The 14108-nt window shown below is 49.3% G+C and carries 8 protein-coding genes; 4 read left to right on the top strand and 4 right to left on the bottom strand.

Features of this window, described 5'->3' with window-relative positions:
* Nucleotides 1-104 precede the first annotated feature (104 nt).
* Nucleotides 105-4040, bottom strand: coding sequence for a PAS domain S-box protein (locus Mal48_RS22445; protein ID WP_145205238.1), 3936 nt, complete (start codon nucleotides 4038-4040; stop codon nucleotides 105-107).
* Nucleotides 4041-4067: 27 nt separating this feature from the next.
* Nucleotides 4068-5519 (bottom strand): sigma-54-dependent transcriptional regulator, encoded by a 1452-nt coding sequence (locus tag Mal48_RS22440; protein WP_145205235.1) that lies wholly within the window; start codon nucleotides 5517-5519, stop codon nucleotides 4068-4070.
* A gap of 704 nt (nucleotides 5520-6223) precedes the next feature.
* Between Mal48_RS22440 and Mal48_RS22435 the strand changes: the two genes are divergently transcribed.
* Together Mal48_RS22435 and Mal48_RS22430 are read left to right on the top strand one after the other, a co-directional pair.
* Entirely contained in the window at nucleotides 6224-6388 is a 165-nt protein-coding gene (locus Mal48_RS22435) for a DUF1328 domain-containing protein (protein WP_145205232.1), read from the top strand.
* A 478-nt stretch (nucleotides 6389-6866) separates the two neighbouring features.
* Complete coding sequence (locus Mal48_RS22430; protein ID WP_145205229.1) at nucleotides 6867-7145, top strand: GlsB/YeaQ/YmgE family stress response membrane protein; 279 nt, start codon at nucleotides 6867-6869, stop codon at nucleotides 7143-7145.
* Nucleotides 7146-7170: 25 nt separating this feature from the next.
* On the opposite strand, the gene Mal48_RS22425 is transcribed toward Mal48_RS22430, so the two are convergent.
* Both Mal48_RS22425 and Mal48_RS22420 read right to left on the bottom strand, forming a co-directional pair.
* Nucleotides 7171-8508 (bottom strand): DUF2254 domain-containing protein, encoded by a 1338-nt coding sequence (locus tag Mal48_RS22425; RefSeq protein ID WP_145205226.1) that lies wholly within the window; start codon nucleotides 8506-8508, stop codon nucleotides 7171-7173.
* A gap of 356 nt (nucleotides 8509-8864) precedes the next feature.
* Entirely contained in the window at nucleotides 8865-9533 is a 669-nt protein-coding gene (locus tag Mal48_RS22420) for an exopolysaccharide biosynthesis protein (RefSeq protein WP_145205223.1), read from the bottom strand.
* 435 nt (nucleotides 9534-9968) lie between these two features.
* On the opposite strand from Mal48_RS22420, the gene Mal48_RS22415 reads away from it, so the two are divergent.
* Together Mal48_RS22415 and Mal48_RS22410 are read left to right on the top strand one after the other, a co-directional pair.
* Entirely contained in the window at nucleotides 9969-10634 is a 666-nt protein-coding gene (locus Mal48_RS22415) for a PH domain-containing protein (RefSeq protein WP_145205221.1), read from the top strand.
* A 541-nt stretch (nucleotides 10635-11175) separates the two neighbouring features.
* The gene (locus Mal48_RS22410) at nucleotides 11176-14037 is read left to right on the top strand and encodes a DUF1553 domain-containing protein (RefSeq protein ID WP_145205219.1); all 2862 of its coding nucleotides are present in this window, start codon (nucleotides 11176-11178) and stop codon (nucleotides 14035-14037) included.
* Nucleotides 14038-14108 lie beyond the last annotated feature (71 nt).

Below are 14108 nucleotides of genomic sequence, written 5' to 3'. Positions count from 1 at the left end.
TGAGCAGTGCAGACATTTTCGTCGGCCTCCCTTGCTTCACAAGACCTGAACAACCAGCGAGTCTCACGATCGTATCTCAGTGAATGACCACGCCTTCAGCTCGACTATTGGATGGCCTCTGTGACATCGCTCAGATCACTTTCGACCTGAGCAATCAAAGAGGCATCGACCGGCTGGCTCACCTTTGCCGCGTTCTCAATTTCTAGTGCTGAAGCAATAAGATTGAAAGCATCGAAATTTGATGCCAGCCCTTTTAAGCTGTGTGCAGCCCGGTGCAACTCTGGAAAACTGGACTTCTCATGGGCAGTCTTAATTTCTTCAAGCAACTGCGGAGAATCTTCTAGAAACGCAGTTTTCATATAATCCAAAAGTTCCTCATCGTCTCCCAACCGCTTGAGAGCTGCATCTAAATTTACGATCTTTGGAGGTTCAACTTTTTCTCGACTAGATGATTTTGATTCAACCTGAGCTGGACTGTTTTTTTTACTCTTGGATAATTTTTCTATGAGCCGAATCAATTTGTTGACGTCCAATGGCTTGGAAATATATCCGGACATTCCCGCTTGAAGACAACGCCTGCGATCTTCACGGCGAGCATGGGCAGTCATCGCAATAATCGGAATATCATGGAATTCCTTCTGATCACGAATCGCCCGAGTCGCCTGTAACCCATCCATCACAGGCATCTGAACATCCATCAAGATAATGTCGAAGACCTGATCATTATTCAGCTTCGTCAACACTTCTTTTCCGTTGTGAGCAATCGTCACCTGATGCCCTCGCCTTTCCAGAATCGCCCTGACCACTTTTTGATTGGCAGGAGTATCTTCCGCAACAAGGACCGAGAGCGATCGATGTGAAACAGGAGTCAGCTCTTCAAACGACTCACGGGTTAATTGTGGTCCGCGCAAGGCTGTCATGACCGCATCGAAAACATCTGAGCGAGAGACCGGTTTTTCCAGAAATGTTGAAATCCCAAGCTTCTGGGCATTTTGCTCAACGGCGAGTCGCTCTCCGGGAGAGACCATGAGAATAATCGGCATGTTGTTGCCTTGATTCCGCAACTCTTGAACCAGACTCATCCCGTCCGTTTCAGGCATCAGAGAATCGATGATCGCAATCCCAAAGACTGACTCAGAGTCCGACGATTTACGCAATAAATTGATTGCTTCTCCTGCGTTTTCAGCAGAGTTGACCCGCATCGAAAAATTGTCGAGGAGTTTCGAAAGGATCTCCCGGTTTGCATCATTATCGTCAACAACGAGAGCCTGTTCTCCTGCCAATTGACGCAAGTCTGGATGATGCTCCGGCTTGTTAGCAAAACGGAAGAGAAGATTCACTTCAAAGGTGGTCCCAACTCCGACTTCACTGGTGACTGAAATTGTCCCACCCATTTTTTCAATGAGTTCATCGCAAATCGCCAACCCAAGTCCGGACCCGCTTCGGGCACGTGTCATTGAGGCATCAACTTGAGTGAAGGGAGAGAAAATCGTTTCCAGATTTTCCTCCGGAATCCCGATTCCTGTATCCTTGACGATAAATTTCAATCGGATGAATTCCTCCGTTCGAGATTCATTCACCACCTTCAACACGACATCGCCGACGTCCGTAAACTTAATCGAATTGCCAACAAGGTTGGTGATAATTTGACGAAGACGTCCCGCATCACCTTCAACCCAGACAGGGACATTCGGATCAATGTCGACGATCAATTCCAGCCCTTTCTCGTGAGCGCGTAGAGCAAGGGCCTTCAAAGCCAAATCGATTTCCGAATGAATATCGAACGTTTCGGAAATGATTTCAAACTGTCCCGTTTCCAAACGAGAAAAGTCCAATAACTCGTCGAGAAGCAACAACAACGTTTCCGCAGAATCGTGAGCTGTTGCCAGATAGTCTCTCAAAGCTGCGGGAAGTTGCTCTTCAAGTGCGACCTGAAGCATCCCTAACACACCGTTCATAGGTGTGCGTAATTCATGGCTAATGTTTGCGAGGAATTCTGTTTTCGTCTGGTTTGCGACTTCCGCAGTTTTGCGAGCGGATTCGAGTTCGGCCTCGCGTTGTTTTCGAACGGTGATATCTCGCTCAATCGATGCCGTCCCGACAATCTTCCCTTGAGCAATATGAATCGCTGACTCCGTCACCCCGACATCAATCAGAGTCCCATCTTTGCGTCGCCTGACAGCTTCTACTGGGATTCCGGAATCATCGTTATTGATCTCCTGAACTGTCGATTCTGAGTCATCTCCCTGACAGACAAGCGACGAATACGCCTGGCCGATTGCTTCATGTGCGGAATATCCGTAAAGCTCTTCCGCTGAACGATTCCAGGTTTTAATGATTCCATCGAGAGATTTCCCGATAATCGCATCACGCGAAGATTCAACTATCGCTGCCAATTCTGCTCGCGTTCGATCGTCCGCATGCTTTTGTGTTGCGTCCTCAAAGACGATGACCGCACCAACAATTTCATCACCGCGACGGATGGGCGAGGACCAATACTCTGCAGGAAAACTTGTGTTGTCTTTTTTCCAAAAAACCTCGTCTTGAATATGGATCGATTTCCCTAATCGAAATGTTTCCAAAATTTTGCATTGGCATCGCGGATACTCAGTTCCGTCTGCGAAAGAGTGATGAATCAGCATATGCATGTCTTGACCATGCACCTGATCCATTGATTCGTACCCCAGAATTTGCATGCAAGCACGATTCGCAAACGTGCATTTCCCTTCGAGGTCGATGCCGTAAATCGCTTCTCCCGAAGCTTCCATAATCAGCCGGAGTTTTTCTTCGCGGTCATGGAGCTCATAGATCGATTCAGTAAAAGCGGTGATATCGCGTTCAATTGTTGCGGAACCGATCCATCGATTTTCCCGATCACGAATCGGAGTGATCGTCAGCGAAATATCCAGAAGTTCGCCATTCTTATTCTTCCGGACCGTCTCGAATGAGGAGAGGCGTTTTTGTGTCGCAACAATGTCCCGAATTTCTTGCTCTTCTTCATTCACCCCATCTGGCAAAATGATAGAGATCGACTCTCCGAGTGCTTCTGCCTCGGAATACCCATAGGTCAACTCGGCGCCATGATTCCAGAGTACAATTTTTCCAGATCGATCCTTTCCAATCACAGCATCAGTCGTTGACTCGACGATCTCTGCCAGGAACGACATTTCTCGATGCCAACGATGCCGCTCAAGCTCATAGCTCAGCCTGGAAGCTGACCGCTCGATGAACTCCACAACCTCAGAACTCTGCTCCCGGTCTCCAGAATCGAAGAACTCCAGTACCGCTGAGACATTTCCATCGGTGATAATTGGGACAGCCACTCCGGAGTTGATGAACTCGCTGAGGGATGCGTTGTCCCGGATTCTGGGAGAGTTGCTGTTCGCCAGCCAGACTTCTTCGTGATTCTCCCAGGCACGTCCCGGAAGATCTTCTCCTAACGTAAAACGGGTCGCATTCTTCAGGTCAGATGCTTTAGAGGCGACCTCTTGCGTCGCAAACTGCCAGATCTCGGTCGAGACTAAACTTTTCTCAAGCTCATCGACAATCAATCCGTGACCGACCTCCCAATTCAGCGTCGTACAGATCTCCTGCAATGCGTTTTGAAGAGCAATTTGAATCGAGTTTTCCTCTCCAGGAAACGACTCAAGAGCGGGTCGGGAGATCGATTGACGGTCAACCTCTTCAGCTTCGCGAACGCAACCTACAAATTGAGAGGTCTCTCCTGATTTGATCGGGACGACATACAGTTCGACGGGAATCGTCGAGCCTGATTTCGTTTTCGCGACATGTTTTGTCGTATTGTTGATGAGTGGCCCCATACCGGTGGATTGATATGTTTTCAATCCAGACAAATGGGCATCCAGATCCTCATCACGGATGATCAGAGAATCGAGTCTCGCCCCGACAGCTTCCTCCGCACGCCAGCCAAACAACTTTTCAGCCTGTGTGGACCACGACAGGACGACACTATTGACGTCAATCACGATGTAGGCATCTTGAACCTGCTCAAAGAAGAGTGATTGCCAGTTCTCCGCCACGAAATGTCTCCCGATATTTGTTGCTGGTCACTCTGGATCGACCGAGACCGTCTTGTTCACATTGATTCCGAATGCGGCAATTCGATCCCGAATTTTTCCGCGTGTGATCCCCAGGACTTCAGCAGCTTGAGACTGGTTCCCTTCTGTCTGCTGTAAAACTTGTGCCATCAGGTATCTTTCCATGATTTCCAAAGTTTCAGCGTACAAATTCGTCGATCCTGCTTTCAGCCTGCGACTCACGAATCCAGCCAGGTTGATAGAACGTCCGTCACTCTCCCCATCCCGCGAATCAGTCTCTTCAACTTGAATTCCCCGAACTTCTGGAGGGAGAAAGCTCTCAGCAATGACTGTGCCAGTCGAATTTATCACAGCCTGGCGCATCACCGATCGAAGCTCACGAACGTTCCCGGGCCATTCATACTCCATCAAGGCTTGCAGGGCATCTTCAGAGAGTCCCTGCAACTCAGGATAACCGAGTTCCTGAATCGCTTGAGACAAGAAATATTGAAGCAGATCTTTGATATCTGCTCCTCGCTGACGCAGCGGCGGCAAGGAAATCGTCACTCCATTCAGCCGATACATCAAATCTGAACGAAAGCTCCCTTCCTCAACCATCTCTTCCAGTTGACGGTTGGTAGCGGTCACAATTCGAACGTCGGTCTGGATCGTCTCATTTCCTCCGACCCTCTCGAAACGCTGCTCTTGCAAGAGACGCAAAACCTTGGCCTGAACAACGGGTGCCATGTCTCCGATTTCATCGAGAAAAATCGTCCCGCCATCGCACTGTTCAAACTTTCCAATCCGGCGTTGATCCGCTCCGGTGAATGAACCTTTTTCATGCCCAAAAAGCTCGCTCTCCAGAAGCGTGTCGGGGAGAGCAGCACAGTTGACTTCCATAAATGGACGATCAAAGCGGTCGCTGTGCTGATAAATTGCCCGGGCAACTAATTCCTTGCCTGTTCCGCTCTCTCCGCGGATGAGAACCGGGATTTTCTGTTTGGCAACTCGACCAATGATCTTGAAAACCTCCAGCATTTTGGGACTGCGACCTAGAAACGCATCGTCCCCACCAGAACCTGCTGGATTCACGCCGAGCGCCACAGGCGTGTTCATGAGTTGTCGCGTACGAGCCGCTTGCTCGACCAACTCAGAAAGGATGGTGATATCGAGAGGTTTTGCGATGTAGTCCAAGGCTCCCATCTGCATCGCTTCGATCGTCGTTTCACTCCCGGCTTCTCCGGTGATGAAAATGACCGGTAGCCGCGAATCCAGCTTTTGGACATTCTGAAAGACTGTCAGTCCCGAACCTTCCTTCAGAACTAAATCGAGCAATAACACGTCCGGTTTGAACTCACGAATCCCATCGAGTCCTTCGGCTTCGTTCGCAGCCGCAAAGACATGATGCCCACTCTTTTCCAACCCCTTCTCAACAAGGATTCGAACCGACCGGTCATCATCGATAACTAATACTCGTGCCATGTTTTTCTCCAAAGATCAGCCTCGGCTGACTGTGAATTATTTTTTCAACTCTAACAAAATTTCAACGAAGAATCGTCATCCCGCTGAAGAACAACGAATTAAAAATTCTGACTGCACTCTGCGCTCCGAACTCTATGCAACGTTCTGGTCCCCTTGTTTTTAACTGGAACACTTTCGTGTTTATTGTGTCCGCGAATTGAGCGTCTTGTCACGTGATTGACTGTGTGCCACGAGGCAGAACCTGAACACCAATTCGAAAGATGATCTAGCTCGTCTCGCAATGTGAGAGCGAGTTGAAAGCTCTCAAGAAACGGATTTTATGACTGAGTCCCTCCCTGTCCCCTCTCTCTGCGTGGGTAATGAAGTTTGAGCCCCAGAGTGGTTTGGGGCTGTCAGTTCTGCCGTAAGTCTGTGATGCTCTTGTCGGCCTGACTCCAAGAAACATTCTCATGGATGCTTTTTAGAGTTTGAGCGTCGAACATCAAGCAGAGACCGAAAGAATTGCTGGTCTCGGAATGGACAGTTCGATAGATCAGCGACCGATCGTTTTTCTGGACTGATCGACTCACACATCCTGTGAATATTCATAAACGGCTTTCCACAAACATCTTACAAACCAATTACACATGGTAAACCGAAATTGGCACAGGGTGTGCCTTAGTACCTTTCAACAAAAATCAAACTCCTTTTGAAAGGGAAAAATCATGTTAGGATGGGCACTCACATTTCTGGTCATCGCGTTACTTGCTGGTCTGTTTGGATTTGGCTTGGTCGGTGGTATGGCATACGGAGCGGCTAAGATCTGCTTCTTTGTCTTTCTGGTTCTCGCTGTCATCTCACTACTCAGTGGTCGCCGCGTCAACGTTTAAAACAATTAAGAAACAGTCCGAAAACCTCTGGAACAGTCGCTTCCCTCAAAGTTCGAGGGAGCAATTTCAAGTTTCAGGATCAGTTCTAAAAATTGTACGAATTCTACCTCGTGGACATGTGCGATTCATTGAATGAAATGAAGAGCACCCTCCACGGGCACGAGGAGGCAAGTTTGTCTCGGCGAAAGCCTGATTCGCTCTCACGAGAAATTGAATCAGGCATCGAAACATCGAGTAGATTTCTACGACCTCAAGAAACTGCAGGACTCTTGGGATCGCAGAATTCCTCATTTCAGCAAAAAGAGTCATCGAGCTATCGATGGCTCTTTTTGCGTTCAAGAACGTGTGTCCCGCCAAACGCATCAGGACTGCGAGGCTCTTCAGCAACTTCTCGTATGAAAGGCTCCGTAATCCTTGAGAGGCAGATCCTGCAAAACAATTCGAAAGATGCTTTTAAACGACGCGAGGCAAAACAGCCATGACTTTTGTTGAAATACTCCTCCTATTGTTGATCGCAGGAATCTGCGGAAGTATTGGTCAAGCCATTGTCGGTCGATCAAAGGTCGGCTGCCTGGGCTCAATTGCTCTCGGATTCGTTGGAGCGATGCTGGGACGCTGGTTGGCGATGAAATTGGGACTGCCAGAACAGTTCGCGATCCAGATTGATTCGCACACCTTTCCAGTCGTCTGGTCAATCGTCGGGGCGTCGCTGTTCGTCGCATTGATTTGCCTCATCTCTGGATCGCAAAAGAGATAGCCTGGCTCCTCAACTTCAATAATTCTCAAACGATCTTCTCAAGGCGATTTTTTCCCTCTTCCGTGATCGCGAGAATCTGTTTTTTCTCCTCGTCGACTGTAAGGTTTTTCTCAGCCAGACTTTCAATAATTTTCAGGTGACGGCAAATGGCTTGAGCATCTGCTTTGCGTTGAACGAAATATGAGAGCATCAGCAGGCTTTTCGAGAGCTGCTCCAAAACCAAAAAGGAATCTGCTCCATAAAAACGAATCTCGCGAAAACAGTCATCAAGCAGCTGAGAGAAGGTCGGAGTTTGAACAATCACACGAACCTTGCCCTCTTCATTTCTGCGATGCGAATCAGGAAACTCACGGCCAGCGACGCTACTCAGGGCGGATGCCAGACTGTTAATGCAGGCGACAGCTGTGTGGGGATCATTGATCCCGGGTGAGAGTGCGCGGATGGCAACTTCGACCAATTCTTTAATGACGCACCCAGTATCTTGCCTGGGAGTTCGCCGCACTCCAGTTAGAAATGTCTCTCTCACTTTCGATTGAAACTCTTCCTCAACTTCATCTTCGGCGACATCGAGAAGTGGTGCGCCATGAAAGATGTAATCCCCGGGCTTGGCTCTGACATAAAAAACCGTGTCAAGCTGATCAGCCAGTTCGATCAGGCGATCACCATCAATTCCTTGAATATACCCAATCGAATCTGCCTGAATGAGAATCGTAGAATCCGGCTTCTCCGGGCTTGGGTCGCTGTCGCCAGAATTGCTGCTGTCTGCATTGCTGTCGTCTGAGTCGTCGCCGAGACATTTCGGAAAGAGCCGCTCGATCGCATCGTCCAGTTCATAAGAGACTGCCCGGATGACGGACTCAGCCTGAATTGAACTTGCCGTGTAATGAATAAAATAAACGAAGAAGAGTAAGCTCATTAACCCCAGGCACAAACCAACGAAGACGGAGAGGTGCGGAACAAATAAATCCCCCTCCCCGATTTCCCGAATCGTTCTCAGAACGGACATGCAGTACAAACTTGTGCCCACAAAGACTGCGAGAGTCAATTGCGTCACATTTTGATTCAAGAATGAACGCAGCAAGCGTGGACCATACTGACTGGATGTTTGAGCCAGCGTGAGCATCGTCATGGAAAACACGACACCTGTCACTGTGATCAATGCCCCCGCAAGAGAGCTGAGCGTCAAACGTGCTGCAGAACTGGTTGTAATCAACCAGTTCGGAGGGCTCAATTCTTCATAGCTAAGCTGATAGTCAATTTGAAGCGTCATGACGGAAAGCAGCAAGGCTCCCAGCACACCCAGCCCAGGGATAAACCACAAGCTTCCACGAAGCGTGTCCCATCTTTGTAACCACCATGCCATTGCGTTTGACCGATCTTCATTACTGGGGTGTGTCGCGAATTCTCCCGCAAGCTTGTTGATTGACTCAGCAAACGTCGGTGGATGTCACTACTGCCGATATCCTGTCACACAGGCTCTTTTGATTGACATGGTACTGGTCCTGAAACCTGAAAATGCTCTCTCAAACGTTGAGAAAAGCGACGATCCCAGAGGTTTCCGGACTGGTTCTAATCGATGGATACAAGAACGAGGAGTATAGCAAACTCAACGACTCGAATGACTGATACGGTTTCAATTTGAGGGAATTCAGAAACGATCCGAAAACGAAAAGCATTGCAGAAGCAGCGATATGACTGCAGACCAATCGCGAATTCGCTCTAAAATGGCCAAAGAGCGAGCATACCGTAGGCTGCTCCACAAGCTGCGACCAAACCGAGTGTCACTAAATAGCCGTCTCGCATCGTGATCCCAAGAGCAAAGAAGGCCATTGCCGTCCCGGGAAGCAGAACGCCAAATGGAACGACAGCTAACGGATAGTAAGTCAACGACAACAGGATCATGACTGCAGCGACAACGTAATGCATCGGCCCAACCGTCATGAATCCCCAGCGATCACAAACCCAATGGTCGATCCATTTTATCCAAGGGGTCATTTTATCGATCGTCTTATCATAACGTTCCCGGCTGAAGCTGATTTCCTCCAGGCGTTTCGGTATCCAGGGATGATCCGATCGAAAGATCATTTGGGTAGCGATCACGAAAATCAAGCTTCCTGTCACGATCGACATGCCCGGAATCGTGCCGAGCGGAGAAATCGAAATCAACGCAGGAATGAGCAGCAACGGTCCGAACCCACGGCTTTCGAATGAGTCGAGCAGTTCTCCAATGTTCACCTCGTCGCCGTCCATTTCCTCTTTCGACTCATCAACGAGCGACTCCAGGCTCTCTTCGCAATTGGAGTCGGACCCTTCAGCGTCACTGCTCGACGATGCTTCATCTGCAGGATCACTACTCTCCTGCTGAATTGTCAAAAATGAAGAACTCATGGTGGCTGATCTCTTTAAAAAATGGGAACGATGTCATCCAGAACTCTCCATTGCAACCAGCATGCCATCACAAAATTTTCATCTCGACAGGACTGGCAACAGACACTGACGAACAGATGTTTTGGCACAAATCGTGCTTTATTTGTACCAAGACAGATATTGATGCCGTCGATGCATTCAATTGATTGTTCAGAGACCACTCAGGATGAAATAAGACCAGTTCACTTTTGCTTCTCCGTACTTCTGTGGTTCAGATTGATTCATTGAAATCACCTGAATCAGTGATCGAAATCACCACCAGACACAGCAATACCAGAAGTGTTGTAAGCATATTTAGCACCAATCCGAAAACCTCTGGAATCGCTGCTTTTCCCAATGTTATAGAGAGCAAATTCAAGTTTCAGGATCAGCTCTAGTAAAGAAAGTACCGTCACAATGGAACCCAAGACAGAAGTCATTTCTCAATTGACATATCGCTGCCCAGCGTGTGATGCCTCGATTGACATTGCCACAACACTCGTCGGAGAGACGGTTGAATGCCCTCACTGTTCAACCCCATTCCTTGCAGAGGAACCATCGGCGAAACCAATGATGGAATCGGACCCGCAGACGATGCATGTCGACGCAGAGTACTCAATCACCAGCCCGGCAGATGATGAGTCAACCTTGGTTGTACTTCATCCTGCAATGTTTCGTCGGCATCCGTTCCTCTATCTGGCATTAGTCGGACTCACTATTGCATCGGCAGTCTTCGGGGTCATGGCAACCATTGATCAAACTTGGACACTCGCTGCACTCTGCTTGGGAGTTCTCATCTTGTCTGCTGGATATCTGATTTATTGGTATGTGGAAATCATCGCAACGACGATGCAAGTCACCAACAAACGGACCACTCTTCGGAAAGGAATTATTTCTAAATCGACCACTGAAGTTCAGCACGATGATGTCCGAAACCTGCAGGTCCACCAGAATGTCATTCAGCGAATTCTGGGCATCGGAGATATCGCCATCTCCAGTTCAGGGCAGGATGATCTGGAACTTTTCGTCAAAGCTATTCCCTCTCCCGATGAAGTCGCCGAACTTGTTCGCCGGTTGCAGTAAAGTTTTCAGGGCCTGTGATGATCGCTTTCACGACTTCGTAGACTGCCCGCCAAGAGGCAGTTCGCGAAGACTGGATGAAGTCCGCAAGCTTGTGGGACGGCCACTTTCCTCGATGTCTAAGAGAGTGAATTCAGGCTTTAGGATCTGTTCGAAAATTGGATTTGGTCACGAGTCTTTCCGGAAATGATGTACGCCCTCTCTCTTGTGGTGTACAGTATCCTCCCTGATGAAAAGTGTTCTTCACCGACACAAAACATACGAACGTGTTTTAGAATCCGTCCGAAAACCTCTGGAATAACTGCTTTCTCAACGTTTGAGAGAGCAACTTCAAGTTTCAGGATCTGTTCTGAAAAGACTTCAGATATCGCTGTCGTTCACTGGGATGACAGACCATTGGTCGTCGTTTTGTTAAAGTGAAGAAATGAAGAATGGTGTTTCTCAATGAGAATCGAACCGAAGATTCGGATTCGATCTTTCAGACAATGAGAAATCCTTCATCACAAAGATTTCCGGACAGGGACTTCTTCAATCGGATCACTTCATGAACTTTCGTGCCTTCTTTCTATCGGTTTGCTGCCCGCTTCTGGGAATCTCCACATTGATTGCAGAAGAGGTCGATTACACTCGCGATGTCCGACCAATCCTCTCTGGACGCTGTTTCAAATGTCACGGTCCAGATCCCGAAACACGTGAGGCAGGCTTGCGTCTTGATGAAGCTATTGCCTCCCGTGCTGAACTCGACAGCGGAGAGCGTGCGGTCGTCCCGGGAGATATCGAAGCGAGCCAACTTCTCACCCGGATCACAACCAGCGATGACTCGCTGCGCATGCCCCCTGCAGATCAAGGGCCAGCACTGACTCCGCAGGAAATTGAAACGCTGAAGAGGTGGCTTGAATCGGGAGCCAAGTACGACAAGCACTGGTCGTTTGTCGCTCCGAAACTCCCGGAACTGCCTGATGTCAGCAATCCAGACTGGTGTCGCAACGACATTGACCGCTTCATCCTCAACAAGCTCGACAGCCAGAAACTCAAGCCGTCTCCCGAAGCGGACCGTTCAACACTCATTCGACGTCTCTCGCTGGACCTCACCGGACTACCTCCCTCACCGGAAGAGATTAAACAGTTCATCAACGACACTTCACCGCAAGCCTACGAACGCCTGGTCGACAGGTTGCTGGCGTCACCGGCCTACGGAGAACGTCTGGCTCGAATCTGGCTGGATCTGGCCCGCTATGCAGACTCAGCTGGGTACGCAGACGATCCACCGCGCGTCATCTGGAAGTACCGAGACTGGGTCATCGATGCAATCAATGAGGACATGCCGATTGACCAATTCACGATTGAGCAACTCGCTGGCGATTTACTCCCAAATCCGACAGAAGAGCAATTGATCGCAACAGCGTTTCACCGAAACACCATGACCAACAGCGAAGGCGGAACCGATGATGAAGAGTTCCGCAGCGCAGCCGTCGTAGATCGAGTCAACACAACAATGCAGGTTTGGATGGGCCTCACGATGGCATGTGCTCAGTGTCATACTCACAAATATGACCCGATTACTCATGAAGAGTATTTCAATGTGTACGCGATTCTGAATCAAACCGAAGATGCAGACAAACGTGATGAGTCTCCGCTGCTGAATCTTTGGACTCCTGAACTTGAAGAGCAGAAGGCCAGCTTGCAAGCGAAAATTGACGGTCTGAAAACCGACCTCGAAAAGCTTCAACAAATATCTGCCAAAGAGGAACCCACCTTAAAACTCGCAGATGGTCCGATCCAGGCCCGGTTTGTGCGAATTGATCTTCCCGGGAAAACTGAGTTTCTATCTCTGGCAGAGGTGCAAGTCTTCTCGGAAAATGAGCAAGTCGCGGTAGGTAAGAAAGCAACACAAAGCAGCACTGGCTACAACGGGACAGCCAATCTTGCAGTCGATGGAAACACCGACGGAGATTTTTTCGAATCGAAATCGACGACGCATACCAATCGGGATGCGTCACCCTGGTGGGAAGTCGACTTGGGAGCGACCTATCAAATTGATCGAATTTCTGTCTGGAACCGAAACGACAGCCCGAACATCGGAAAACGCCTCGACGACTTTCGAGTCGTGTTGCTTGACGAAAAGAGAAACCCCACCTGGGCGAAGTCAAAGCTGAAGTCGAACAAACAGGAAACGGAAGTTCACGTTCCCGATTCAACGCAGAAACTCGCTGATGATGAACGTGCTGCCATCGCAGAGTATCTCGGAGCGAACAGCCCCGAAGTTGCAAAGCTCAAAAAACAAATCACGGCAACCGAAACACAACTGAAAAACATCAAGCCTGTGACGGTTCCCATCATGCGGGCACTCCCCGAGGAAAAACACCGAAAAACTCATATCCATGTGCGTGGAAATTTTCTCGACCTGGGACCAGAAGTCTCAGCCGGTCTCCTGAAGGAATTCCATCGAAGCGAGAGTTCTAACCCCGACCGCCTCGATTTCGCAAAGTGGCTCATCGATCCTCAGAACCCGCTCTCAGCCCGTGTTTTCGCAAATCGATACTGGGAAATCCTGTTCGGAATCGGACTCGTGGAGACGAGCGAAGACTTCGGAATGCAGGGCGACTACCCAAGTCATCCAGAGTTACTGGATTGGCTGGCAATTCAATTAAAGAACAACGGTTGGAGCCGGAAACAGTTTCTGAAGCTCATTGTGATGTCTGCGACGTATCGACAAAGCTCGGCTGTTGACGCTGAACTCGTAGCGAGAGACCCGAAGAATCGACTATTGGCTCGAGGTCCCCGCTTCCGGCTCTCCGCCGAGATGATTCGCGATCAGGCACTCTCAATCTCCGGTTTGCTCAGCAGGAAAATGCACGGCCCCTCCGTCAATCCTCCCCGCCCCAAGTTAGGACTGCGGGCAGCCTTCGGTGGCTCTACCGATTGGGAAACCAGCAAAGGCGAAGACAAATTTCGTCGCGGAATCTACACCACCTGGAGACGTTCGCTTCCGTATCCTTCCATGGATGCTTTCGATGCCCCCAGCCGCGAAGTCTGCACAGTTCGACGAATTCGGACAAACACTCCGTTGCAGGCACTTGTCACTCTGAACGACCCGGTCTATATCGAAGCCGCACAAGCACTCGCGGGACGAATTTTGAGTGAAGGAGGAGCGACGCAGGATGAGCAACTCACCTACGGGTTCCTGCTTTGCACCGCTCGCCAGCCAACTGAGCAGGAACTCAATGTCCTCAGATCGACGTTCGAATCCCTCAGAGAAAAATACACCAACGAAATTGAGTCAGCTCAGAAACTCAAAGTGATCGGAAGTCGCGAAACCGAGAAAACACCAGTTGAAATCCAGGCCAGCTGGACAGTTTTATCAAACGTGTTGCTCAATCTCGATGAAACCTTAACGAACCGCTGACATCGCCCACCCCGGCATTCGGAGTGGCTTCACTTGAACAACTGATTCGAAAGCTTGAAACTGCCCTCTCC

The sequence above is a fragment of the Thalassoglobus polymorphus genome (assembly GCF_007744255.1).
Classification (GTDB): domain Bacteria; phylum Planctomycetota; class Planctomycetia; order Planctomycetales; family Planctomycetaceae; genus Thalassoglobus; species Thalassoglobus polymorphus.
The sequence above is the reverse complement of the archived record's forward strand: the minus strand, read 5'-3'. Positions and strand labels throughout refer to the sequence as shown.